Source organism: Xanthomonas citri pv. citri (assembly GCF_000961215.1).
Taxonomy (GTDB): domain Bacteria; phylum Pseudomonadota; class Gammaproteobacteria; order Xanthomonadales; family Xanthomonadaceae; genus Xanthomonas; species Xanthomonas cissicola.
Genome location: NZ_CP008998.1, coordinates 615,355 through 636,901, shown reverse-complemented (window position 1 = coordinate 636,901; position 21,547 = coordinate 615,355). Strand labels below are relative to the sequence as shown.

General features: G+C 65.9%; 19 protein-coding genes, 1 other RNA gene and 1 pseudogene. 9 read left to right on the top strand and 12 right to left on the bottom strand.

The genetic code is table 11. The features are described from left to right. The first annotated feature begins 342 nt into the window (after nucleotides 1–342). Nucleotides 343–2,442 (top strand): XopX family type III secretion system effector, encoded by a 2,100-nt coding sequence (gene xopX, locus AMD14_RS03300; RefSeq protein WP_011050377.1) that lies wholly within the window; start codon nucleotides 343–345, stop codon nucleotides 2,440–2,442. Nucleotides 2,443–2,555: 113 nt separating this feature from the next. On the opposite strand, the gene groL is transcribed toward xopX, so the two are convergent. From groL to AMD14_RS22720, 3 genes are all read right to left on the bottom strand, one after another. Further along, entirely contained in the window at nucleotides 2,556–4,196 is a 1,641-nt protein-coding gene (gene groL / locus AMD14_RS03295; RefSeq protein ID WP_003483213.1) for a chaperonin GroEL, read from the bottom strand. Nucleotides 4,197–4,342: 146 nt separating this feature from the next. Further along, nucleotides 4,343–4,630 (bottom strand): co-chaperone GroES, encoded by a 288-nt coding sequence (locus tag AMD14_RS03290; protein WP_003483210.1) that lies wholly within the window; start codon nucleotides 4,628–4,630, stop codon nucleotides 4,343–4,345. Between the two features lie 196 nt (nucleotides 4,631–4,826). After that, a non-coding RNA gene (locus AMD14_RS22720) (sX9 sRNA) lies at nucleotides 4,827–4,901 on the bottom strand. 141 nt (nucleotides 4,902–5,042) lie between these two features. Here AMD14_RS22720 and AMD14_RS03285 point away from each other — a divergent pair. Beyond that, a complete protein-coding gene (locus AMD14_RS03285) occupies nucleotides 5,043–6,833 on the top strand; it encodes an endonuclease (RefSeq protein WP_011050376.1) in 1,791 nt (596 codons plus the stop codon). Nucleotides 6,834–6,961: 128 nt separating this feature from the next. Here the strand turns inward: AMD14_RS03285 and AMD14_RS03280 are convergent, their stop codons facing one another. The 5 genes from AMD14_RS03280 to AMD14_RS03260 form a co-directional block, all read right to left on the bottom strand. Then, nucleotides 6,962–7,978, bottom strand: a complete 1,017-nt coding sequence (locus AMD14_RS03280) for an oxidoreductase (protein ID WP_223293155.1) — start codon at nucleotides 7,976–7,978, stop codon at nucleotides 6,962–6,964. Between the two features lie 68 nt (nucleotides 7,979–8,046). Beyond that, nucleotides 8,047–8,622, bottom strand: a complete 576-nt coding sequence (locus tag AMD14_RS03275) for a hypothetical protein (protein ID WP_005920148.1) — start codon at nucleotides 8,620–8,622, stop codon at nucleotides 8,047–8,049. 197 nt (nucleotides 8,623–8,819) lie between these two features. After that, nucleotides 8,820–9,434 (bottom strand): START domain-containing protein, encoded by a 615-nt coding sequence (locus AMD14_RS03270; protein WP_011050374.1) that lies wholly within the window; start codon nucleotides 9,432–9,434, stop codon nucleotides 8,820–8,822. A gap of 9 nt (nucleotides 9,435–9,443) precedes the next feature. Further along, nucleotides 9,444–9,752, bottom strand: coding sequence for a hypothetical protein (locus tag AMD14_RS24525; protein WP_040107564.1), 309 nt, complete (start codon nucleotides 9,750–9,752; stop codon nucleotides 9,444–9,446). Between the two features lie 110 nt (nucleotides 9,753–9,862). Beyond that, nucleotides 9,863–11,065, bottom strand: coding sequence for an AraC family transcriptional regulator (locus AMD14_RS03260; protein WP_234705870.1), 1,203 nt, complete (start codon nucleotides 11,063–11,065; stop codon nucleotides 9,863–9,865). A 78-nt stretch (nucleotides 11,066–11,143) separates the two neighbouring features. Here AMD14_RS03260 and cutA point away from each other — a divergent pair, with 78 nt between their 5' ends. From cutA to accC, 6 genes and pseudogenes are all read left to right on the top strand, one after another. Further along, entirely contained in the window at nucleotides 11,144–11,479 is a 336-nt protein-coding gene (gene cutA / locus AMD14_RS03255; protein WP_040260223.1) for a divalent-cation tolerance protein CutA, read from the top strand. A gap of 37 nt (nucleotides 11,480–11,516) precedes the next feature. Continuing rightward, a pseudogene (locus tag AMD14_RS03250) lies at nucleotides 11,517–13,766 on the top strand (protein-disulfide reductase DsbD family protein); the annotation flags it as partial. An 843-nt stretch (nucleotides 13,767–14,609) separates the two neighbouring features. Beyond that, nucleotides 14,610–15,056: a type II 3-dehydroquinate dehydratase gene (gene aroQ / locus AMD14_RS03245; protein ID WP_003483185.1), complete on the top strand. Its 447-nt coding sequence runs from the start codon at nucleotides 14,610–14,612 to the stop codon at nucleotides 15,054–15,056. 97 nt (nucleotides 15,057–15,153) lie between these two features. Next, complete coding sequence (gene accB, locus AMD14_RS03240; RefSeq protein ID WP_003483182.1) at nucleotides 15,154–15,645, top strand: acetyl-CoA carboxylase biotin carboxyl carrier protein; 492 nt, start codon at nucleotides 15,154–15,156, stop codon at nucleotides 15,643–15,645. A gap of 92 nt (nucleotides 15,646–15,737) precedes the next feature. Continuing rightward, nucleotides 15,738–16,103, top strand: a complete 366-nt coding sequence (locus AMD14_RS03235) for a four helix bundle protein (protein WP_425508929.1) — start codon at nucleotides 15,738–15,740, stop codon at nucleotides 16,101–16,103. Continuing rightward, nucleotides 16,093–17,460 carry an acetyl-CoA carboxylase biotin carboxylase subunit gene (accC, locus tag AMD14_RS03230; protein WP_003483179.1) on the top strand — a complete coding sequence of 456 codons (1,368 nt, stop codon included), beginning with the start codon at nucleotides 16,093–16,095 and terminating at the stop codon, nucleotides 17,458–17,460. The genes AMD14_RS03235 and accC overlap by 11 nt, the downstream gene beginning before the upstream one ends. Before the next feature lie 242 nt (nucleotides 17,461–17,702). Here accC and AMD14_RS03225 read toward each other — a convergent pair whose 3' ends face one another. Genes AMD14_RS03225 through AMD14_RS24520 form a run of 3 tightly spaced genes read right to left on the bottom strand, consistent with a single transcriptional unit; the run spans nucleotide 17,703 to nucleotide 19,502 of the window. Next, entirely contained in the window at nucleotides 17,703–18,071 is a 369-nt protein-coding gene (locus AMD14_RS03225) for a hypothetical protein (protein WP_005914152.1), read from the bottom strand. Then, nucleotides 18,068–18,997, bottom strand: a complete 930-nt coding sequence (locus tag AMD14_RS03220) for a hypothetical protein (RefSeq protein ID WP_011050369.1) — start codon at nucleotides 18,995–18,997, stop codon at nucleotides 18,068–18,070. Before AMD14_RS03220 ends, AMD14_RS03225 begins: the two co-directional genes overlap by 4 nt. Before the next feature lie 49 nt (nucleotides 18,998–19,046). Continuing rightward, the gene (locus tag AMD14_RS24520) at nucleotides 19,047–19,502 is read right to left on the bottom strand and encodes a hypothetical protein (RefSeq protein ID WP_129545185.1); all 456 of its coding nucleotides are present in this window, start codon (nucleotides 19,500–19,502) and stop codon (nucleotides 19,047–19,049) included. A gap of 449 nt (nucleotides 19,503–19,951) precedes the next feature. Here AMD14_RS24520 and prmA point away from each other — a divergent pair, with 449 nt between their 5' ends. Continuing rightward, on the top strand, nucleotides 19,952–20,872 hold the full coding sequence (prmA, locus tag AMD14_RS03215) for a 50S ribosomal protein L11 methyltransferase (protein ID WP_005914154.1): 921 nt from the start codon (nucleotides 19,952–19,954) through the stop codon (nucleotides 20,870–20,872). A 22-nt stretch (nucleotides 20,873–20,894) separates the two neighbouring features. Here prmA and AMD14_RS03210 read toward each other — a convergent pair whose 3' ends face one another. Further along, nucleotides 20,895–21,404: a hypothetical protein gene (locus AMD14_RS03210; protein WP_026007086.1), complete on the bottom strand. Its 510-nt coding sequence runs from the start codon at nucleotides 21,402–21,404 to the stop codon at nucleotides 20,895–20,897. Nucleotides 21,405–21,547: the final 143 nt, after the last annotated feature.

The following is a 21,547-nucleotide window of genomic DNA, read 5'->3' as shown; positions in this document are numbered from 1 at the left end:
CCCTTGTCCGATGGCCCCCCGACCGCTCGGCGCAAACGCCTGCCCAGCGACGCTAAGGCTGCGATGACATCGGTGTCAACAGGTGGCCGCAGAGTGTGACGGCGATCGACTATCCGGCAGGTTGGGGCTGCCCCCACCGCGACTTCTGCCCTCCCAGCGCACTCGACCATGCGCGGCAGCAACCTGTCTTGCGATCACAAGTTGCCACCGTCTTGCCTGGTCGGTTCTTTCTGCAACGCAGTAGTTCGCACCGCGCTATGCCGGCCGGGCAGGCTTGTTCGAATGATGCATGTGCGCCAGCCAGTACGAGTTGGCCCCTCCTCCTCATCAAGGAAACCCACCATGGAGATCAAGCAACAGCAAACCGCAGGGCCCTCTTCTCTGGCGCCATTGCAGGACATCCATACCGACAATGCTCCCGTCACCGACGCCACATCGCCGACGCAAACGCCGATCCACCCCAGCTTGTCGGCGCTCACTCCCCGCAGCCGTTCGCACGCGTCCACCGCCGATTCCGAGCACGGCGCTTCGCCGGTGCCCTCGCACGACCCTGAACCGCAGGCCCACTCACCCGAACGCGCCGCAGGCCCGGCCACCGCCGCAACGCTTGCCGCACGCGCAAACGCGGCATTGGCAAGCGGCGTTCAGCAGGCTTACGATGCGGTCTCGAAGGGGGCGTCCAATCTCTGGTCGCTAGCGGATCTGCGCACCATGCTGCAGATCCATGCGGACGATCCCGCATTCCTGCAGATGGTGCGCCACACCGACCCGGAACAGAGCACCCCGCACAGTCTGGCCGCGTGCCGCCAGCAGATCACGCAGCTGCGCGACGCCATCGAAGCGGCAACCGGTCTGGAAGCACGCTTCCGTCAGCAAGTGCTGGGCGACATCAAGGCCGTGGAAGACGCGCTGCAGCCGCTGGAGCACGGCACACCTGCGACCGGGCGGGTGCTGAAGTCGCTGGCCAACCTGGTCAATCTCTGGCCCCTGGTGGTCCCCAGTCCGTTGCTGGGCAACCAGGCCAAGACCTTCGCCTATTCCATCGCCGCCGCAACCAAGGGCGTGATGACGCTCTCGGCATCTGCGTTGCGTCCCACCGCCGACGGGCTTCCGTTCCCGCTGATGGGCGGGCAGCTGGGGCGCGACGCCAACGAAATGCACTTTTATGCCGTTCTGCTCAACGGATTGTTTCTCACCACCGAACTGCCCAAGAAATTCGGCAATCCATCCGTGCGGCACCAAGCCGAAACAGTGGAAAACAACCTGGGATTTGCCGCGGCCGCATCGACGGCGTGCGCGGCAATGGTGCTGACGCCCTTCCTCTGGAACAGCCTCAACGTGCTTGGCAATCGACTGCAGCACAAGCTGTCGCATCTGGGCGCCGGCATTGCAGAAAACGCCGGTTTTCAGCGCCAGGCGCAACGGTTGCGTGCACGCCTGACGCCCGGCCAGATCAGCGCGCAACTGCGCACGCAACTCAACGAGATCACCGCCGCTCTGGAGAGCGGCCGGGAAGCGTTTCAACAGGCGCGTCGCGAGTTCACCGACCCAAGCCAAGGGCACGAGCTCACCCGCACGCTCAATGCCCAGTGCACGCACCTGCTGGAGACGCTGGACCAATGCAGCAAGCGACTGAGCACTGCGCTGCAAGTGGACCAGGACGAGCCAGCCACCATCCCGCGCCAGGTGACCAACCACGACATCGCGCCCAAGTTGGCATTGGCATTGCTGGGAGCCGGAGTGACCGGGCTGACGGTCTACCTGATCCAGCCCGATCGCATCGGCACGGTCGACCTGGTCGCCGACTCTATCCTTGTAACGACCGTGATGATGCAGTCGGCGGTCAACGCACATGCGACCCGTCAGGACGCAATGGAGCGTTTCAAGGCCATGTGCTCCAGCAGCCTGGTGATGGCGCTGGCCCTGGGCGTGGAGAAACTGTCCAAGACCTTCGCAGACAAGAGTCTGATCGAAGCCTCATCCTCATCGCCCTACTACGCCGGCGCGATCATGTCGCTGATGGCGATGACCATGCCGGGCCCCATGGCGCGTGGCGCAGAGCTGGCGATGAACTGGGGCGGCGGTCAGATCATGCGTGTGTTCAGGGGACCCGACGGTACCGCGCTCGCAACCCGCATGCCGTCCTCGCCCGAGGAGCTCATCCAGAACGTGCAAGACACCGCGAGATATGTGCAAAGCCTGTCGCCGGAACAGGCGCAGGAGTACGCGCAGCGGGTCGGCGATATCGCCCTGCAGGTCATCGAGGACGCCGGCGCGCAGGCGCAGACCACTCCCAGCAGCAGCGTCACCATCACCGAGATCACCGAGGCAAACGACGAGGCCGAGTTGGCCGCAGGCAACGCATCGCCCGAGCAGCGCTCGCCTGCGCGCACGCATCCGTCGCCGGATCAGGCCGCAGCCAGCACTGCGCCTTCGTCCTGACGGTACGACCGCCGGTAATCGGCAACTGCCGCGTGCATGCGCAAGTTACGCGCATAAAAAAACCCCGCCGTTGGGCGGGTTTTTTTTTACTGCAACAGCCTAAGTGGCCTGGATCAGAAATCCATGCCGCCCATGCCGCCCATGCCACCGCCGGCCGGCAGTGCCGGCTCGTCCTTCTTCGGTGCATCGGCCACCATGGCTTCGGTGGTGATCATCAGGCCGGCGATCGAGGCGGCGTTCTGCAGCGCAGAGCGGGTCACCTTGGTCGGGTCCAGGATGCCGAATTCGACCATGTCGCCGAACTCGCCGTTGGCGGCGTTGTAGCCGTAGTTGCCGGTGCCTTCCTTGACCTTGTTCAGGATCACGGAGGGCTCTTCGCCGGCATTGGCCACGATCTCGCGCAGCGGGGCTTCCATGGCGCGCAGGGCGATCTGGATGCCGTGGGTCTGGTCTTCGTTGGCGCCCTTCAGGTCACCCACGGCCACCAGCGCACGCACCAGGGCCACGCCGCCGCCCGGGACCACGCCTTCTTCGACGGCTGCACGGGTGGCGTGCAGGGCGTCTTCGACGCGTGCCTTCTTTTCCTTCATCTCGATTTCGGTCGAGGCGCCCACCTTGATCACCGCAACGCCACCGGCCAGCTTGGCCACGCGCTCCTGCAGCTTCTCGCGGTCGTAATCGGACGAGGTGTCTTCGATCTGGGTCTTGATCTGGCCCACGCGCGACTCGATCGCGGCCGAATCGCCAGCGCCGTCGATGATCGTGGTGTTTTCCTTGGAGACCTGCACCTTCTTGGCGCGGCCCAGGTCCTTGATGGTCGCCTTCTCCAGCGCCAGACCCACTTCCTCGGAGATCACGGTACCGCCGGTCAGCACGGCCATGTCTTCCAGCATCGCCTTGCGACGGTCGCCGAAGCCCGGCGCCTTGACGGCCACGACCTTCACGATGCCGCGGATGGTGTTGACCACCAGGGTCGCCAGCGCTTCGCCTTCGACTTCCTCGGCGACGATCAGCAACGGCTTGCCGGCCTTGGCCACGCCTTCCAGCACGGGCAGCAGGTCGCGCACGTTGGAGATCTTCTTGTCGTGCAGCAGGATGAACGGGTCGTCCAGATCGGCCGACTGGCTCTGCTGGTTGTTGATGAAGTACGGGGAGAGATAGCCGCGGTCGAACTGCATGCCCTCGACCACGTCCAGCTCGTTTTCCAGGCCCGAGCCTTCTTCAACGGTGATCACGCCTTCCTTGCCGACCTTCTTCATCGCTTCGGCAATGATGTTGCCGATCGACTCGTCCGAGTTGGCCGAGATGGTGCCGACCTGGGCGATCGCCTTGTCGTCGGTGGTGGGCTTGGAGATGTTCTTCAGCTCGACGACCGCAGCCTTGACGGCCTGGTCGATACCGCGCTTGAGGTCCATCGGGTTCATGCCGGCGGCCACAGCCTTGGCGCCTTCGCGGATCAGGGCCTGGGCCAGCACGGTGGCGGTGGTGGTGCCGTCGCCGGCGTTGTCGTTGGTCTTGGAAGCGACTTCCTTGACCATCTGCGCGCCCATGTTCTCGAACTTGTCAGCCAGTTCGATTTCCTTGGCGACGGAGACGCCATCCTTGGTGATGGTCGGCGCGCCGAAGCTCTTCTCGAGCACGACGTTGCGGCCCTTCGGGCCCAGGGTTGCCTTCACGGCATTGGCAAGCACGTTGACGCCACGAACCATGCGGGTACGTGCGTCTTCACCGAAACGAATGTCTTTAGCAGCCATTGGTTGTTACTCCGGAAATTGGGAATGGGAAATGGGGAATCGGTAGATCAACAGCGTGAATCGGGGTGGGGTGGGATGGCGAAGGACGCTAGCCGCTTTGCCCATTCCCGATTCCCAACTCCCGATTCCCGGCGCATAGCGCCTGATCAGCCGATGACGGCCAGGATGTCGTCTTCGCGCAGCACCTTGTACTCGACGCCTTCGGACTTGTAGCTGCTGCCGGCGTACTGGCCGTAGATGACCTTGTCGCCAACCTTGACCACCGGCGCGCGCAGGCTGCCGTTGTCCAGCGGCTTGCCGGCGCCGATCGCGACGACTTCACCCTTGGTGGACTTTTCCTTGGCGGAGTCCGGAATCACGATGCCGCCGGCGGAAACTTCGTCGGCTTCGATCGGCTTGACTACAACGCGGTCGTGAAGCGGCTTGATGCTCATAGAGAAGACCTCTTAAGTGTTTGATTGGCCTGGAAATTATCGGCGATGTTAGCACTCGTACATGACGACTGCCAGCACAGCGCGCGGAAAAAACCCGACAAAGCGGGTGCGGGCCAGAGATTGTGCTGCGTGGGCGGCTTTCAAGGGCTGGCGGCAAAAATTTTTCGCTGACCGCTTCTCTCCGAACGCCGAGGGCGGCAGACAACACAGAGCGAGCGGTCGTCAGGTGGGCGTGGACGGCGCGCGGAACCGGCGTGTACGCGTGGTACATGCCGGTTCCGGCGCCGGCCGCGCCCGCCTGGCAGACGCGCAGCAGTTTGTTGAGCGCTCTAGAAATGGAACCAGGTTCCATCGCTTGTCATGCGCGCGCCTTACAGTCGGGAACGCATTCCCCGATCACAAGGAGCTGTCGATGAGGTTGCCGTCCCGTTTCGTGTCCCTGCGTTGCACCCTTCCCCTGGCCTGCGCGTTCGCGCTCGGTGCCACCTCCGCCGATGCGGCGGTCTTCATCAACGAACTGCACTACGACGACGCGGGCGCCTCCGGCGACAGCGGCGAAGGCGTGGAAGTGGTGGCCACCGCCGGCGAGTCGCTGAGCGGTTACCGCATCTACCTGTACAACGGCGCTGCCCCCAGTGCGGCAGTGGTCTATGCCAACACGACGCTGCCGGCCGGCACGGTGGTGAGCTGCGGCAGCCAGGTGCGTCTGGCCACGGTGAGCTACGCCAGCAACGGCGTGCAGAACGGCCCCAACGACGGCGTGGCGCTGGTCGACCCCAACGGGCAGCTGGTGCAGTTCCTCAGTTACGAAGGCGCCATCACCGGCAGCGGCGGCCCGGCGGCCGGCGTGACCAGCCAGAACCTGCCGGTGAGCGAGAGCAACAGCACCGCGGTCGGCAGTTCGCTGCAACTGACCGGCACCGGCAGCAGCGCGGCCAACTTCAGCTGGGCCGGCTCGGCGGCGCAGACCTTCGGCGCCTGCAACCGCGGCCAGACCTTCACCGGCAGCGACGGCGGCGGCGGCACCGGCGCTCCCACCATCAGCAGCACCACACCGACGCAAGGCGCCACCGGCTTCCCGGCCGCCGGCGATCTGGCCGTGGGCTTCAGCGAAGCGGTGACGCTGGGCAGCGGTGCGTTTGCGCTGAGCTGCGCCAGCTCCGGCAACGTGGCATTGACATACCCGACCAGCGGCACCCGCTTCAGCCTGTCCACCAACACCGCCCTGGTCGGCGGCGAGCGCTGCACGCTGGCCATTACCGCCAGCGCCATCCGCGATGCCAGCGGCCTGAGCCCGGCCGCCAACCAGTCCATCGCCTTCACCGTGGCCACCGCCAGCGGCGGCGGCACCGGTTACTACGCGCGGGTCAATACCACCAACGCCAGCCAGCTGCGCTGCTCGCTGCACGCCACCATCAAGGGGCACACGGTCTACCCGTACAGCGGCAGCGGCACCAGCACCTGGACCATCCTGGAAATGGCCGACGAGGATCCCAACAACAGCGGCCGCATCCTGGACGCCTACCGCAACCGCAGCTACGCCAAGGTCAGCGACCGCGCCGGCACCGGCAGCGGGCTCACCTACAACCGCGAGCACACCTGGCCCAACTCGCTGGGCTTCGGCAGCGCCACCGGCGACCGCGGCCTGCCGTACGCGCCCTACACCGACACCCACATGCTGTACCTGACCGACACCAGCTTCAACGCAGACCGCGGCAACAAGCCCTATGCCACCTGCACCAGCAGCTGCGGCGAGCGGGTGACCGAAGTCAACGACGGCAGTGGCGGCGGCAGCGGGCGTTACCCAGGCAATTCCAACTGGGTACGCACGCCCGACGGCAACAGCGGCACCTTCGAGGTGTGGGGCCGGCGCAAGGGCGACATGGCGCGCGCGGTGATGTACATGGCCATCCGCTACGAAGGCGGCCTGGATGCGACCACCGGGCAATCCGAGCCGGACCTGGAGCTCACCGACGACCGCAGCAAGATCGTGCAGACCGCGGCCTCGCCGGCGTACATGGGCCTGCTCTCCACCCTGCTGGCCTGGCATCAGGCCGACCCGCCGGACGACGCCGAGCGCGCCCGCAACGAGGTGATCTTCAGCTTCCAGGGCAACCGCAACCCGTTCGTGGATCACCCCGAATGGGCCACCGCCAGCCTGTTCAACTCGGCCAGGCCGGCCAGTTGCCAGTTGCTGAACTGAGGACGATCACCGGCGCTCCGATCGCGGCGCGCCGGGTGTCTTGCGAGCCACTGCCAGCCCACTGCAATAAATCGCATTCCCCTTAACATCATGACTGGGCATTTGATCAGCGCAAGCCAGCTCCGTTCTCAGCGCGTCTGGCTCAGGATGATGCGGTCGAACATGCGATCGCCGAGCCAGACGCGCATGCGGATCAGCATCCTGGCGAACTTGCCGGCCGCATAGCGCGTACGCGGGTTGTTGCTGGCCACCGCCCTGGAGACCACGTCTGCGATCACGCGCGGATCGCTGCCCTTGCCATGTCCGTACGTGGTGTCGATCGATTTGGTCACCATCTGCACCAGCCGGCCATAGGGGCCGCTGGCCGAGCGCTTGGCGATGCTGTCGGTGGCGGCATCGCCGAAGCCCGTCTCGATCACGCCAGGTTCGACGATCACGACCTTGATGCCGAACTCGGCGACCTCCAGGCGCAAACAATCAGACCAGCCTTCCAGCGCATGTTTGGTCGCGTGGTACCACGCACCCAGGATGCTGTACATCTTGCCGCCCATCGAGGTGATGTTGACGATATGCCCGGCGCGCTTGGAGCGCATCGCGGGCAGCAGCAGTTGGGTGAGCCGGGCGGCACCGAACAGATTGACTTCGAACTGGTAGCGCGCTTCGTGGATCCCGATTTCCTCGATCGGCCCGTACAGTCCAAAGCCTGCATTGTTGACCAACACATCCACGCCGCCCGTCTGGGCCAGGATCGTGTTGACGCCGGCGACGATGTCGTCGTCCCTGGAGACGTCCATGCACAGGGGGTGTGCGCCCAGCAGGGCCAAATCCGCCATCCTGTCGACGTTGCGCGCCGCTACGTAGACCTGATAGCCATCCTGGATGAGACGGTGCGCAATGGCTTTGCCCATGCCCGACGACGCACCGGTGACCAAGGCGGTTTTCTTTCCTTTGACGAACATGTGAGACCTCGATTGAATGGATGAGGTCCATTCTCCGGATGCGCGAGCAGACTCGACTTGCAATCGGCGCCAGAGTGCTGACATTTCGCGCCAAGCATCGCAACCATCGCATTCGTGGACCCGGCGATCTGGTCGTGCCGTCCGTCCAGCCATTGCAGCCCGCTGTTCTGCTTTGGGCGCGGTCACTGGTTGGTGCAGGCCTTCATTCGGTAGCAGGCCGGTGGCTGCTGGGGGCAATGGCTGCAGCCCTCCAGTCAGTGTTTTGAAGAACGACCCGATGCTGCCGGGTTCGGCACCGGCATCACCACGGCCCGATCTGCATGACGGTGCTCTGCATCGAGCCGAACCAGCGCTGCCGTATAGGGCACTGCACGTCGCTCGGCGAATCCGTCGATCAGTAAACCAATGGCCCCCAGCAGCACCAGCGTCGAACCCAGACCGCGCCCCCATTCCGGGCCGGCCACGTAGTGCAGGATCAGCCCCAAGGCAGCCACCAGCCCCAGGACGTAGTAGGTCATGCGAAAATTGGCATTGACCTTTTGCATGCGTGGCAGCTCTTTTTGCACCAGCATGGAAGGGCTTTCCTGCAAGCCGCTTTCAATCGCGGCGACCTGTTTGTCGGTGCGCAGGCCAACGCCGGCGCCTACGCCGACCAGCACGATTCCAAACAGGATCGAGGGTATGGCGACGCTCCATGCATACCCTCCGCGCTCGGCCTTCAGGGCCGCGACTCCGAAGATCACGAGCAACAGGCCGGTGACGGCGATGAAATAGATCGCCTCGATTTTTTCCCCTCGAAAGTACATGTGCATGGCATCGATGAATGGCATGTGCTTGTCCTGTGGCGTCATGGAGTTGGTCGCTTCGTCCGCATGGAAACATTGGGTGCGATTGGAATGGCAGCGTTACTGGCCAAGCCATTCTCTTCAGACATCGAAAAGCCGACGACCAGCGCTCTTTGCCTTCGATGTATCCGTGAAATCTTTCGCTGCCGAACAGCTGGCCGACGCGACGTTCATGGGCCTGGTCAGTGGGCTTGCCGCAAGTGGCTTCGCAGCGCCTTGAGCGTCCCGAAGGGCGTCTCCACCACCGTCTGGTTGGCCAGCCAGCTCGGAATGGACCCACCAGGCGAGGCGTGCATCTGGTAGGTGACGTCCACGCCATCCGCATCCGGCACCAGCGTCCATTGACCCTTGGCCCGGGGAATGCGCACCTTGCCCTTGCGCAGTGGCAAGTAGTCCGGGACTGCCTCCACACGCACGGTGATGGCACCGTCGCCGGCCTTTTCATAGGTGAAGTGGTAGACGCCGTCGCGGTTGGATACCGGCCAGGGCGCGCTGTTGTCCAGATAGTGGTACTGCTCGGTGTCGGTGGCCTTCAGCAGTTCCGAAGCGGCCACGTCCGGCATCCACTGGCGGAAGGCATTCGCGTCGCGCAGCACCTTGACCACATCGTCCGCAGCGGCCTTCAATCGCACCTCGCCCCGAAATTCGCGTAAGGGCGAGCCCTCGACGTTGCGCACGTAGACCTTGATGCCTTCGGCATCCTTGGCCAGCGACCAGCCGTCCTGCGCGAATGCCGCCTGACCAACCAGCAACCCCACCAGCATGGCGATGGGAAGAAGAAAGCGCCGAACGTTCATGGTGACACCTCAAGTGGAGGAATGAACTGACGATAGAGCGCCCCGCCTTGCGATGAACTCGCCATTCGCGCCAGAGGAACGGCAATGTGCGCCAACCTCATTCGCCTTAGAGCGTGCCGCTTTTACCTGCTCCACCCGCGTCACCTGGGCCGTCAGGGCATGGCGTTGCGGCACCGGACGCAAGGTCTGCAGTTGCGCGACAGCAGCCTCGTGCCCCAGGCGCCGAGCCCCCTCTTGCCGCTCGGCATCGTGCACGCCAGCCGGCTCGATCAACAGGCTGACGCGCATGAGGTCGGCGCGCTCGAGATCCTTGGCCATAGCGGCGAAACGCACAGGGCAGCGCTCGATGCACCCCTCTCAAGGCGTCCGGCGCCTGATCGGCTCAGCGCATGCAACGGAGCCTCATGAGACCAGGACCCTGTCGCTTCTCAGTTCAGGCGCATGGCGTTGCGCGCGGTATCCGGCGTCTGGCCCGTCCATTCCAAGAAGGCGCGATAGAACGAGTTGGGGTCTTCGAACCCCAACAGGAACGCGATCTCCCCGCCGGTCATCGTGGTGCTGCCGAGGTAATGGCGGGCAAGGCTCTCCCGGGTCGCATTGACCAAGGCGCGAAAATTCGCCCCTTCGTCTTCGAGGCGGCGCTGCAACGTGCGCTTGCTGAGCCCCAGGCGTTCGGCGGCCTTTTCGATGGTGGCCATGTTGCTGGGCAGCAACTCCAGCAGCACCGCACGCACGCGCTCCACCGTCGTCGCCGCCGCATCAAGTTCGCTGAGCCGGCGGCGCAGATCGGGTTCGAACACGCGCCACATGCCTTCGTTCACGGTCAGGAACGGACGCAGCGCGTCGGCGGCGCCGAAGGTGATGGCCGGAGCCTCGCCGTGTCGAACGGGGACGCCGAAGAAGCGCTCGTAGCGCCGCGCATAGGCGCCGGGCGGAAGCCGCGGCAGTACCACGCGCAGCGCCTGCACCGGCTCGCGCGTCGCCAGCCGGGCCAGCCGCAGGAAGAACGCGACCTCTGCGACCTGCAGCGAGTAAGGCACTTCGGTCTGCACCGACAACCAGCGTGGCGACACCGTCAGTGCTCCCGCACGGTCCACGTCCACCTCCAGGCCCATGGGCGCCACGAGTTGCTTGTACTTGGCCAGGCGCTGCACCGCCTGCATCAGGTTGGCGCTGCACAGGGCGGCGAACAAGGGCGGATCGAACACCTCGGCCGACACCATCTCGAGCAAGTGCAAGGGAAACATGGCATCGCCCGCTTCCAGTTCCAGCGCCCGCCAGAAGCGGAAATACTCGTCCGTATCGAGCCCGCGGCCGACGCGCGCGAACAGATCTTCGGGCAGCCCGGCCTTGCGCAGCACGTGCTCGGGCTTCAGGCCGAAGTCCTTCAGCAGCGTGCGCCAGCCGATGTCCAATGAAAACGTGAGGTTGCGTGCCATGCGAAAGCGACCGGGAGTCGATGGTGACCAGGCTGGGACGAGGACGGAACTAGCGTAGCGCCGAACCGAAGCGCGGGACATGCAATACACGCCAAAGTGATTGCAATGCGTGCCAGGGGCTGGGATTGCCAACCGCACCAGTTGGAGTGTGTCCGCGCCTGCACCCTGCCCGGTCGTCGCATGGGCCTGCAACCAAGTCCCCGCGGCCCCGGACCTACGTCCGAAACAGGCCCGGCAAAGCCCTGCCGGCGTCCCTATACTGTCGGTCGCATGTCTTCTCCCCCACCCCTCCGCCTGCTGTTCAGTACCTGCCCCGATCCGGCCAGCGCCGCGCGGATCGCCCAGGTCCTGGTCGAAGAGCGCCTGGCCGCGTGCGTGAGCCGCGTGCCCGGCGTGCATGCTACGTATCGCTGGCAGGACGTGGTGGAACAGGCCGAGGAAGTGCTGCTGCTGATCAAGACCGCCGCCGATCGCATCCCCGCGTTGCAACAGCGGCTGTGCGAGCTGCACCCCTTCGACCTCCCCGAACTGATCGAGCTCGAGGTCGCCGGCGGCTTGCCTGCCTACCTGCAGTGGGTGTACGCCGAAACCCGTGAGGAACCGTAAGCCGATGACCGTGCTGCACCGTATCGCCGCCCTGTGCCTGCTGGCCCTGGCCGCTTTCCCCGCCCTGGCGATCAGCGAAAAGGATCTGCTGCCAGTGGACCAGGCCTTCGCGCTGAGCGCCACCGCCGACAGCCGCGACCGCATCGCGCTGAACTGGAAGATCGCACCGGGCTACTACCTGTATCGCCACCGCATCAGCGTCAAGGCCGGAAAGGGGTTTGCCGCGGGCGAACTGGCGCTGCCGGAGGGCGAGAGCAAACACGACGAGTTCTTCGGCCAGGTGCAGACCTACCGCAAGCAACTGCAGGCCACCCTGGCCGGCAAGGCCGACCCGGCGGTGCAGACCGCCGTCCTGCAGGTGCAGTACCAGGGCTGCGCCGATGCCGGCGTGTGCTATCCGCCGCAGCGGCGCGAAATCCGCGTCGACCTGCCCGCGGCCGATGCCACCGGGGCACAGGCCACTGCTGCGCCACGCGAAAATCTGGGCGCGCTGGTGCCACGCAGCGCCGCCGGCCCGCGCCTGTTCGGCGCCCCCGGCCAGACCGCCGGCGTGGACGCGTTGCCGCTGCCGGCCGAGCAGGCGTTCAACTTCGAAGCCATCGTCGGCGACGGCAACAGCCTGCTGCTGCGCTTCACCCCGGCGCCGGGCTACTACATCTACCGCGACCGCACCTCGCTGGCACTGGAAGGCGCCAGCGGCGTGCGCACCGGGCTGCCGCGCTGGCCGCAAGGCAAGGCCCACCGCGACGAGCACTTCGGCGATGTGGTGGTGTATTTCGACCAGGCCGAAGTGACCTTGCCGCTGCTGCGCGACCACCCTGATCCGGCCCACGTGACCCTGGTGGCCACCTTCCAGGGCTGCCAGACCGACGGTATCTGCTATCCGCCGATGACCCGCCGCGTCGCCCTCGATGTGCCGGCCGGAATCGTGTCGCCGCAGAACCAGGCCCAGGCTTCGCCGTTGATGATTTCGCCGCTGGCTGCCGGTCAGGCACCGGTCGAGCCCGCGCCTGCCGCCAGCACTGCCGGTCCGGTCGCCGATGCCTCGGCCGGCAATCCGGAGCGCACGCCGCCGCCGCATACCGACAAGGGCCTGCTGGGCATGCTGGTACTGGCGCTGCTTGGCGGGTTGGTGCTGAACCTGATGCCCTGCGTGCTGCCGATCCTGTCGCTGAAGGTGCTGGGCCTGGCGCACAGCGGCGAGAGCCGCGGCCACGCACGTAGCCATGCGACCTGGTACTCGCTGGGCGTGCTGGTGTCCTTCGCCGCCATTGGCGGGCTGGTGATCGGCTTGCGCGCCGCCGGGCAGGCCGCCGGCTGGGGCTTCCAGTTGCAGCAGCCGTGGTTCGTCGCCGCGCTGGCCTATCTGATGTTCGCGGTGGGGCTGAGCCTGTCGGGCGTGTTCACCTTGGGCACCAACCTGGGCGGCATCGGGCAGTCGCTGGCCGCCCGCAACGGACCACTGGGCGACTTCTTCACCGGCGTGCTGGCCTGCGTGGTCGCCAGCCCCTGCATCGCGCCGTTCATGGGCACGGCACTGGCCTACGCCTTCACCGCGCCCGCGCTGCTGGCGATGCTGGTATTCCTGGCGCTGGGCCTGGGCCTGGCGTTGCCGTTCCTGCTGATCGGCTTCGTGCCTTCGCTGGCGCGGCGCCTGCCCACCCCCGGGGCGTGGATGGAAACGCTCAAGCAGGTGCTGGCGTTCCCGATGTATCTCACCGCGATCTGGCTGCTGTGGGTATTGGGCAAGCAACGCGGCGTGGATGCGCTGGCCTTGATGTTGGTCGGCGCCACCCTGCTGGCCTTGGGCCTGTGGTGCTTCGAGCGCAGCCGCTGGAAGAGCCACCGCCTGGGCATGGGCCTGGCCACGGCGATGCTGGTGCTGGCGCTGGTGCCGGTGGTCGCGGTCACGCGCCTGAGCCTGCCGGCGGCCACCGCGACCGAGGGCGTGGTGGCGTTCTCCCCGCAGTTGCTGGACCGCCTGCGCGCCGACAACCGCGTGGTCTTCGTCAACATGACCGCCGATTGGTGCGTGACCTGCAAGGCCAACGAAAAGAACGTACTGAGCAGCGCCGAATTCCGCGACGCGTTGCGCCGCGTCGATGCGGTCTACATGAAGGGCGACTGGACCAATGTCGACCCCGCCATCAGCACCTTCCTCGACCAGCACCAGGCCGTCGGCGTGCCGCTGTACGTGGTCTACGGCCCCGGCGCCCCACCGGCGATCCTGCCGACCGTGCTGACCGGCGCCATTACCGAAGACGCCTTGCTGCGCGCAGCGCGGTGAGGCAGCGCCTTCGCTGCAGCTGGTGACCTCGGCGGCCGTCTGTTGGCGGGCTAGGTCGAAGATGTTGCGAATCATGTAGACCGGCACCCGCGCCACGAGGCGCGTTGCGGCACGTCCAAGCGCGGGTTCGCTGCCCCTCTTGGCCGTCAGTCTGCGTGCCCCGCGCTCTGCTGGCGCCCTGCAGACCGGACTGGCCGGTGCCGGCATGGGCAGGCGCGGCGTCAGGCTGCGCGCGGTGTCGCCTGTTCGGTGCCTCCGACACCTGCGCCGCCTTGATGCATGCGATGTGCAGCAGGCGACAGTGGCCGCGGCCGGCATGACGGGCAGCTGCACGAAGCGAGGCAGCAGACGGGATCGATCGCGCCGATCGCCCTTCATCTGACACGCCGGCCCTGTCCGGCCCGGCGCCTCGTTGTTGGCGCCTGGATCTGCGCGCAAAACGCAGATCGCGGCCCTGCTGCAGCATCACCTCCTGCGCCCTTGCCACGAACAGGCCGGACACTCACCGAATTGCTGCCGCCGGCACAACATTCTGACGCCCGGCAGGAGAGGATGCCGACAGCAGCGATTAGCGCGCGACCGGCCGGGACGGCGCCTCCAGCGCGCCAGAGCGCAAACGCTGCGCGACGGGTGCGCACGGCCGGCTACCGGTTCGGCTCGCATCGGGATGGGGCTTTCAGAGCCGGCACTATGACCTTTGGCGCACTGATGCCTGCCACCATTAGCCACCGCCCAAACCACTCGAAATTTAAAACAATCGTTTTAAACAGACCTAAGTTCGTCGAACTGGACAGCATCGACGACATCGCGCAGACTTCCGGCCTTTCCGCTCTTGCCGATCCCATGGCCCATCTGCTGCTGTTGCATGGCCCCAACCTCAACCTGCTCGGCACCCGCGAGCCGGAGGTTTACGGGCGTACCACGCTGGCGCAGATCGATGCGGCCCTGGTGGACCGCGCGCAAGCGGCCGGGCACGTGCTGCACTGCCTGCAGTCCAATGCCGAGCACGTGCTGGTGGAGCGCATCCACGCCGCGCGCGAGGACGGCACCGCCTACATCCTGATCAACCCGGCCGCCTTCACCCATACCTCGGTGGCGCTGCGCGATGCGCTGCTGGGCGTGGGGCTGCCGTTCGTGGAAATTCATCTGTCCAACCCGCACGCGCGCGAGCCGTTCCGGCACCACAGCTATCTCAGCGACAAGGCCGACGGGGTGATCTGCGGCTTTGGCGCCGACAGCTACCGGCTGGCCCTGGAAGCGGTGATCGCGCGCCTGGAGCGCGACGCATGACCCCTGCCGCATCGACCTCGGCCAGCGCGCCGGCGTCCTGATCCCATTCCGCCGGCATCCGCCGGCACTCCCCACCGTTTCACTTCCAGAGGCCCTTATGGATCTCCGCAAAATCAAGAAACTGATCGACCTGCTCGAAGAATCCAATCTCGCCGAAATCGAGATCAAGGAAGGCGAAGAAAGCGTGCGCCTGGCGCGCGTGCCCAAGGGCGCGGCCATGCTGAGCGCGCCGGTGCAGCAGCAGTACGCGCCAGCCCCCGCCGCCCAGGCGCCGGCCGCCGCGGCCACCATGCCGATGCAATCGCCTACCGAAGCCTCCACCGGCGGCGCCAAGCAGGCCGCCGCACTGCCGGAAGGCCACGTGCTGCGCGCCCCGATGGTCGGCACGTTCTACACCTCGCCCTCCCCGGACAAGCCGGCGTTCGTCACCGTCGGCCAGCAGGTCAAGGTCGGCGATACCCTGGCGATCATCGAGGCAATGAAGATGTTCAACCCCATCGAAGCCGACGCCTCCGGCACCATCGTCGCCATCCTCGGCGAAACCGGCCAGCCGGTGGAATTCGATCAGCCGCTGTTTGTGATTGGCTGAAGCGCCGGGAATCGGGAGTGGAGAATGGGGAATCGGCAAAGCGGCCTCATGAACGTCTTGAGGCGTGGCGCGATTCCATGGAGTTGGTGGAAATGATCTATCGGTTTACCGACGTCTTTCCCGAGCAGGAACGCTACGGCTTGATGGCGCAGTTGCGCCGTGCGGCCGTCAGCGTTCCATCGAATATCGCCGAAGGTGCGGCGAGACGCTCCACTTCCGACTACGCGCGATTTCTCTCGATTGCGCGCGGCTCGCTCTCCGAACTTGATACACAGATCCAAATCGCGGTCCGACTGGGCTACAGCAATCCCGAAGACGAAGACATCGAGCCGACAGGTCGACCAGGTCTTCGCCAAGCTCACTGCATTGATGAATGCCTTACGCAGACGCGGAGCCGCGCCATGAAGCCCGCATCTTCCCACTCCCCATTCTCGACTCCCTATTCCCATGCTCGATAAAGTCGTCATCGCCAACCGAGGTGAAATCGCGCTGCGCATCCTGCGCGCGTGCCACACGCTCGGCATCCGCACGGTCGCGGTGCATTCCACGGTCGACCGCAACCTCAAGCACGTGGCCATGGCCGATGAGTCGGTATGTATCGGCCCGGCCGCCTCCAGCGACAGTTACCTCAACATCCCGGCGTTGATCGCCGCGGCCGAGGTGACCGATGCGCAGGCCATCCACCCCGGCTACGGCTTCCTCTCGGAAAACGCCGATTTCGCCGAACGCGTGGAGCAATCCGGCTTCATCTTCATCGGCCCCAAGGCCGACACCATTCGCCTGATGGGCGACAAGGTGGAAGCGATCCGCGCCATGAAGGCTGCCGGCGTGCCGTGCGTGCCCGGCTCGGGCGGCCCGCTGGGCGATGACATCGTCGCCAACACCAAGGTGGCGCGCGAAATCGGCTACCCGGTGATCATCAAGGCCGCCGGCGGCGGCGGTGGGCGCGGCATGCGCGTGGTGCATTCGGAGGCGGCGCTGAAGGCTGCCATCGAAACCACCAAGTCCGAAGCCAAGGCCGCTTTCAGCAACGATCAGGTCTACATGGAGAAGTTCCTGGAAAATCCGCGCCACGTGGAAATCCAGGTCCTTGCCGATGGCCAGGGCGGTGCGATCCATCTGGGCGAACGCGATTGTTCGATGCAGCGTCGCCACCAGAAGGTGGTGGAAGAAGCGCCGGCGCCGGGCATCACCGAAGAACTGCGCAACGAGATCGGCAAGGTCTGCGTGGACGCCTGCATCCGCATCGGCTACCGCGGCGCCGGCACCTTCGAGTTCCTGTTCGAGAACGGGCGCTTCTACTTCATCGAAATGAACACGCGCATCCAGGTGGAGCATCCGGTCACCGAGCGCATCACCGGCATCGACCTGGTGTGCGAACAGCTGCGCATCGCCGCCGGCCACAAGCTGAGCATCAAGCAAAGCGACATCGTGCTGCGCGGGCATGCGATCGAATGCCGCATCAATGCCGAGGACCCGGAAACCTTCATGCCCAACCCGGGCCTGATCACCGCCTTCCATCCGCCAGGCGGCCCTGGCGTGCGCGTGGATACCCACATCTACGCAGGCTACAAGGTGCCGCCGAACTACGATTCGATGATCGGCAAGCTGATCGTGCACGGCCCGGATCGCGAAACCGCGATTGCGCGCATGCGCGTGGCGCTGAGCGAGATGGTGGTGGACGGCATCAAGACCAACATCCCGCTGCAGCAGCGCATCATGCGCGACAAGGGCTTCCAGGCCGGTGGGCAGAACATCCATTACCTGGAAAAGCGCCTGGCCGAGCGCAAGAACAAGTCGATCGTCCTGACCTGATCGCGCCTGCCGCTGCAGCGATGAAGCAAAAAAGCCCGGGAAACCGGGCTTTTTTGTTGCGTTATTTCTCGGTGCATCGCGCCGGCAGCGCCTCATGCAGGCCAAGCAATCGGCTCGACGACACCCCGCACCGGCAACACCATGCAGCCGCCGACCTATGCGTAGGAGCGCACCCGGGCGCGACCGCGCTTTATCGGTGGAACCTCGTCGCGCCCAGGTGCGCTCCTACGGGATCCGGGGTGCTACCGGATCCGCGGCGCAGGCGCCTGCTGGCTGCCCGGCACCGGCACGATGCCGCTGGCCGATGATGGGTCAACCACGGTCATGGTTTCGGTGGAGCCGTCCGGCCACACCACCTGGAAAGTGGAGCCAGCCGGCAAGGTGGAAAACGGCATGGCACTGCTGGCGCGGTAGACCGCAGCGACCTGGCTTGCGCCATGCCGTCGCTGCTGTTCGTCGGCGGTGACGCTGGTGGACTTGACCGACAGCGGCTGGTACCGGTGATCGGCGGTGTCGATCATCACGATGCTGACCGCCGCCGCCGAATACGCCACGAACAACGCCACCCATAACCAGAACTTGGCGCCGTGCGCCAACCGACGGTAATTCATGACTGCGCTCCCGGATCGGAGACCAATGTATCGACCATCTCATCCACCCTGTCTGCTCCCTGCCGCGGCACCGCGGCATCGAATACGAACGACACGAAATCCTGTGCGCTGTCGCGCGAGCAGATGCCCGCGTTGGCGCAATAACTGGTGACCAAGGTGCTGCCGGCACTGCAATCGAGCCCCAGCCGGCATGCAGCCACCTGCCAGGCCAGCTCGGCGAACTGATCGCCGGCCACATAGCCTTGGAGGCTGTCATCGCCGCTGGCCCGCGCGCCCATCGCCGGGGCCAGGGCCAGATAGGCCTCGGGATCGCGCGAGGCCAGCACGCGTTGCACCAGCGCGCGCTTGTAGCCGGGCGATGCGTGCAACGGTTCGCCCAACGCCAGCATGGCGGCCTCGGCGGCCAGGCTGCCGGCGCGCGCCGCGACCAGGCGTTGCTGGGCAACCATGCGCGGACTCAGCCCGTCGGTGGGGGCGAAACCGGCGCAGCGCTGCGCCAGGCGCTCGCGTGCGGCATGCATCGCTGCCACTCCCGGCGTGTGTTGCGCGGCGATCCATGCGCTGTCGGCGGCATAGCCGGACGGACTGGCCGCATAGGGCGCGCAGTAATCGTAGACACGGCTCAACCGCCACCCGGCCTGGGCATCGCCGGCACGCACCTGCTGCTGCAATTGCTGCGCGTAGCGATACAGATCCGGTTGCGCTTCCACTGCATCGCGATGGGGCAGCTGCAACGCAGCACCGTGCTCGGTCGCCGTGTGCGGCTGCGGTGGGGCAGCGCTGACCGGGATCACCTGTGCAGCAACCGGCACTGCGCGGTCGGCATCACGCCCGGCCGGTTGCGCGCGCACATGCCACCACGCGGCCGCCGCAAGCGCAGCGGGAGCGAGCAGCAGCCAGAGATGGCGGGCACGAGCAAGCGGCATGGATGGCGGCGACCCTGCTGCGGAACCACCCGCAGCGACGGCGCGGAGTCTAGCACCCACCCACGCGCACAGCTGCCGCCAAGCAGACGCTGCCAGTGGAAGTGGCGAGAAAGGGGCGACATGCGGTAACGGTCTGCGCGGACTGCAGGTGAGTGGCGCGCTGCAGGCGTTCGGTTGCGCAGTGCTGTGGGATGTTTGCTTTTGCTGTGCTGTGCTGTGCTGTGCTGTGCTGCGTGTTGGTGTTGGTGTTGGTGTTGGTGTTGGTGTTGGTGTTGGTGTTGGTGTTGGTGTCGATGTTGATGTTGATGTTGCTCAGCTGCTTGCCGGCTTGCTGTTGAGTTGATCGGTTGCGGATGCCGGATGCGGCATCGATTTTCGCGGGTTGAGCATCCGACAGCAGCGCATGTCGAAGAGCGCCTGCTTGGCCCGAGTCTGGCGTTGCGCTATCGCCTCGACGACGCTGCGTTGCCCAGTTGCAGCGCTGTCGAGTTGTGAGTGGACCCACGCACCGCACACATCGCGGGGCACGACAGCACGACAGCACATATGCAGCCGTCTACGCGCGCGATTGCGCCTGCTCGCAAAGATGCAACGCCTCTTCCTGCTTGCTCGCCTCGGCCCTCACCCAAAGACCTTGTTCGATTACTCAACGGCATCACCGGTTCGCTCCCACGTGTGGCGTCATCGGCGCACCGCCATGGGCAGGGCAACACATCCACCGCAGACGCGCTTCCAGACAGCGTCACACCGGGCCATCGTCCAATCGCCGGCAGCACGCCGTCTGACTGGCAGCGGACGCATCCTGATCGGCGAAGCAGGGTTTTTCCACCTCACGCATGAGTAGGACATACCGCCGGAGCCGACGGCGCCTGCGAATGCAATCACCTGTAGAGCGGCAGGCACGCCGGCACGAATGGTCTAGGATGCGTGGTTTCGAATTGCCCGACCGCCCCGATGCCGTTTCTTGAACTGACGCTTTCCTGTTCCGAGGTCACCCTGCCCCGTTTCCAGAATGCACTGGACGATGTGGGCGCACTGGCGGTGACCATGCTCGACGCCGATGCCGATACCAGCAACGAGCGCGCCATTCTCGAACCCGGTGTGGGCGAGATGCCGCTGTGGGACCGACTGACGATGACCGCGCTGTTCGATGGCGACAGCGACGCGCTGGTGGTGCTGGCGGCGCTGGAAGCCTTCGATCCGGGCCTGGACTGGAGCCAGGTGGCGTTTCGTATGGTCGAAGACAGCGACTGGGAACGTGCCTGGATGGACCTGTTCAAGCCGATGCAGTTTGGCGAACGCACCTTTATCGTGCCGTGGAATCACGCGCTGCCCGAAGCCGCGGACACCCCGGAAGCCGCCGTGGTGCGGCTGGACCCGGGCCTGGCATTCGGCTCGGGCACCCATCAAACCACCGCGCTGTGCCTGCGCTGGCTGGACAGCCTGGCCGGCAGCGGCGAGCTGCAGGGCCGCAGCGTGCTCGATTTCGGATGTGGCTCGGGCATCCTGGCGGTCGCCGCGCTGAAGCTGGGCGCCACCCACGCGGTCGGCGTGGACAACGACCCGCAGGCACTGCTGGCGACCGCCGACAATGCGCAACGCAACGGCGTGGACGCCCAGCTGGCGGTCTACATGCCGCAGGACGAACCGGTGCAGACCTACCAGGTGGTGGTGGCCAACATCCTGGCCTCGGCACTGGACGCCCTGGCCGACACCCTGGCCGCGCGCGTGGCACCGGGCGGACGGATTGCGCTGTCGGGCATCCTGCACGGCCAGGAAGACGACTTGCTGAAACGCTACGCCCCCTGGTTCGAACAGTTGCGCTGCGAACGCGACGAAGACTGGATGCGGATCGACGGCGTGCGCCGCGGCTGATCCAGCACGTCATCCACGCCGGCTAGCGCTGTGGCCGGCCGGCGCGGATCTGCGCGGTAGTCACTGCATCGGCCACGCTGATCGCCCGTAACCGGGTCACCAGTTGCCAGCCGGTGCGTTGCAGTGCCGCAGTGCGCCACGGCCCGGCCTGCCGGGCCACCCAGACCCGCAGCAGCACCTCAGCCACCAGCAGCGCCGTCCAGGCCACGGGCGACCACCCCTGCACACCTGCAAGCGCCACTGCGCCCGCAACCACAAGCATGGGCGCGCTCACCGCCAGCACCGGCCATTGCCGCTGACGTAGCGCCCAGATCCGCGGTGCCAGCGCTGCTGACCACTGCGGACCATCGGCCACGGCAGTCCACTCGGCGCCACGCCGCCAGATCGCATACCGGGCCGCGCCACGAAACCGTCTGACCGCAGGGTCCACTGGCGAATGGGCAGGCCACGGCGCATCTGCGGGCGCGACGGACGGGTGCGGAGTGCGCCGCTGTGGGTCGGGTTTCCGTCCGGCAGGCTCGACCATGAACATCCTCCTTGAGTTCGCTGTGATGTGACCATCACCGATTCGCCGACAGTATCGCAAACATATTGCTATATGAAAGTTACACGAACTATCCCGAGGCGCTGCTAGGGCTATATCTCCCGCCCCTGCCTGCCCTCCAACGGTGCCGT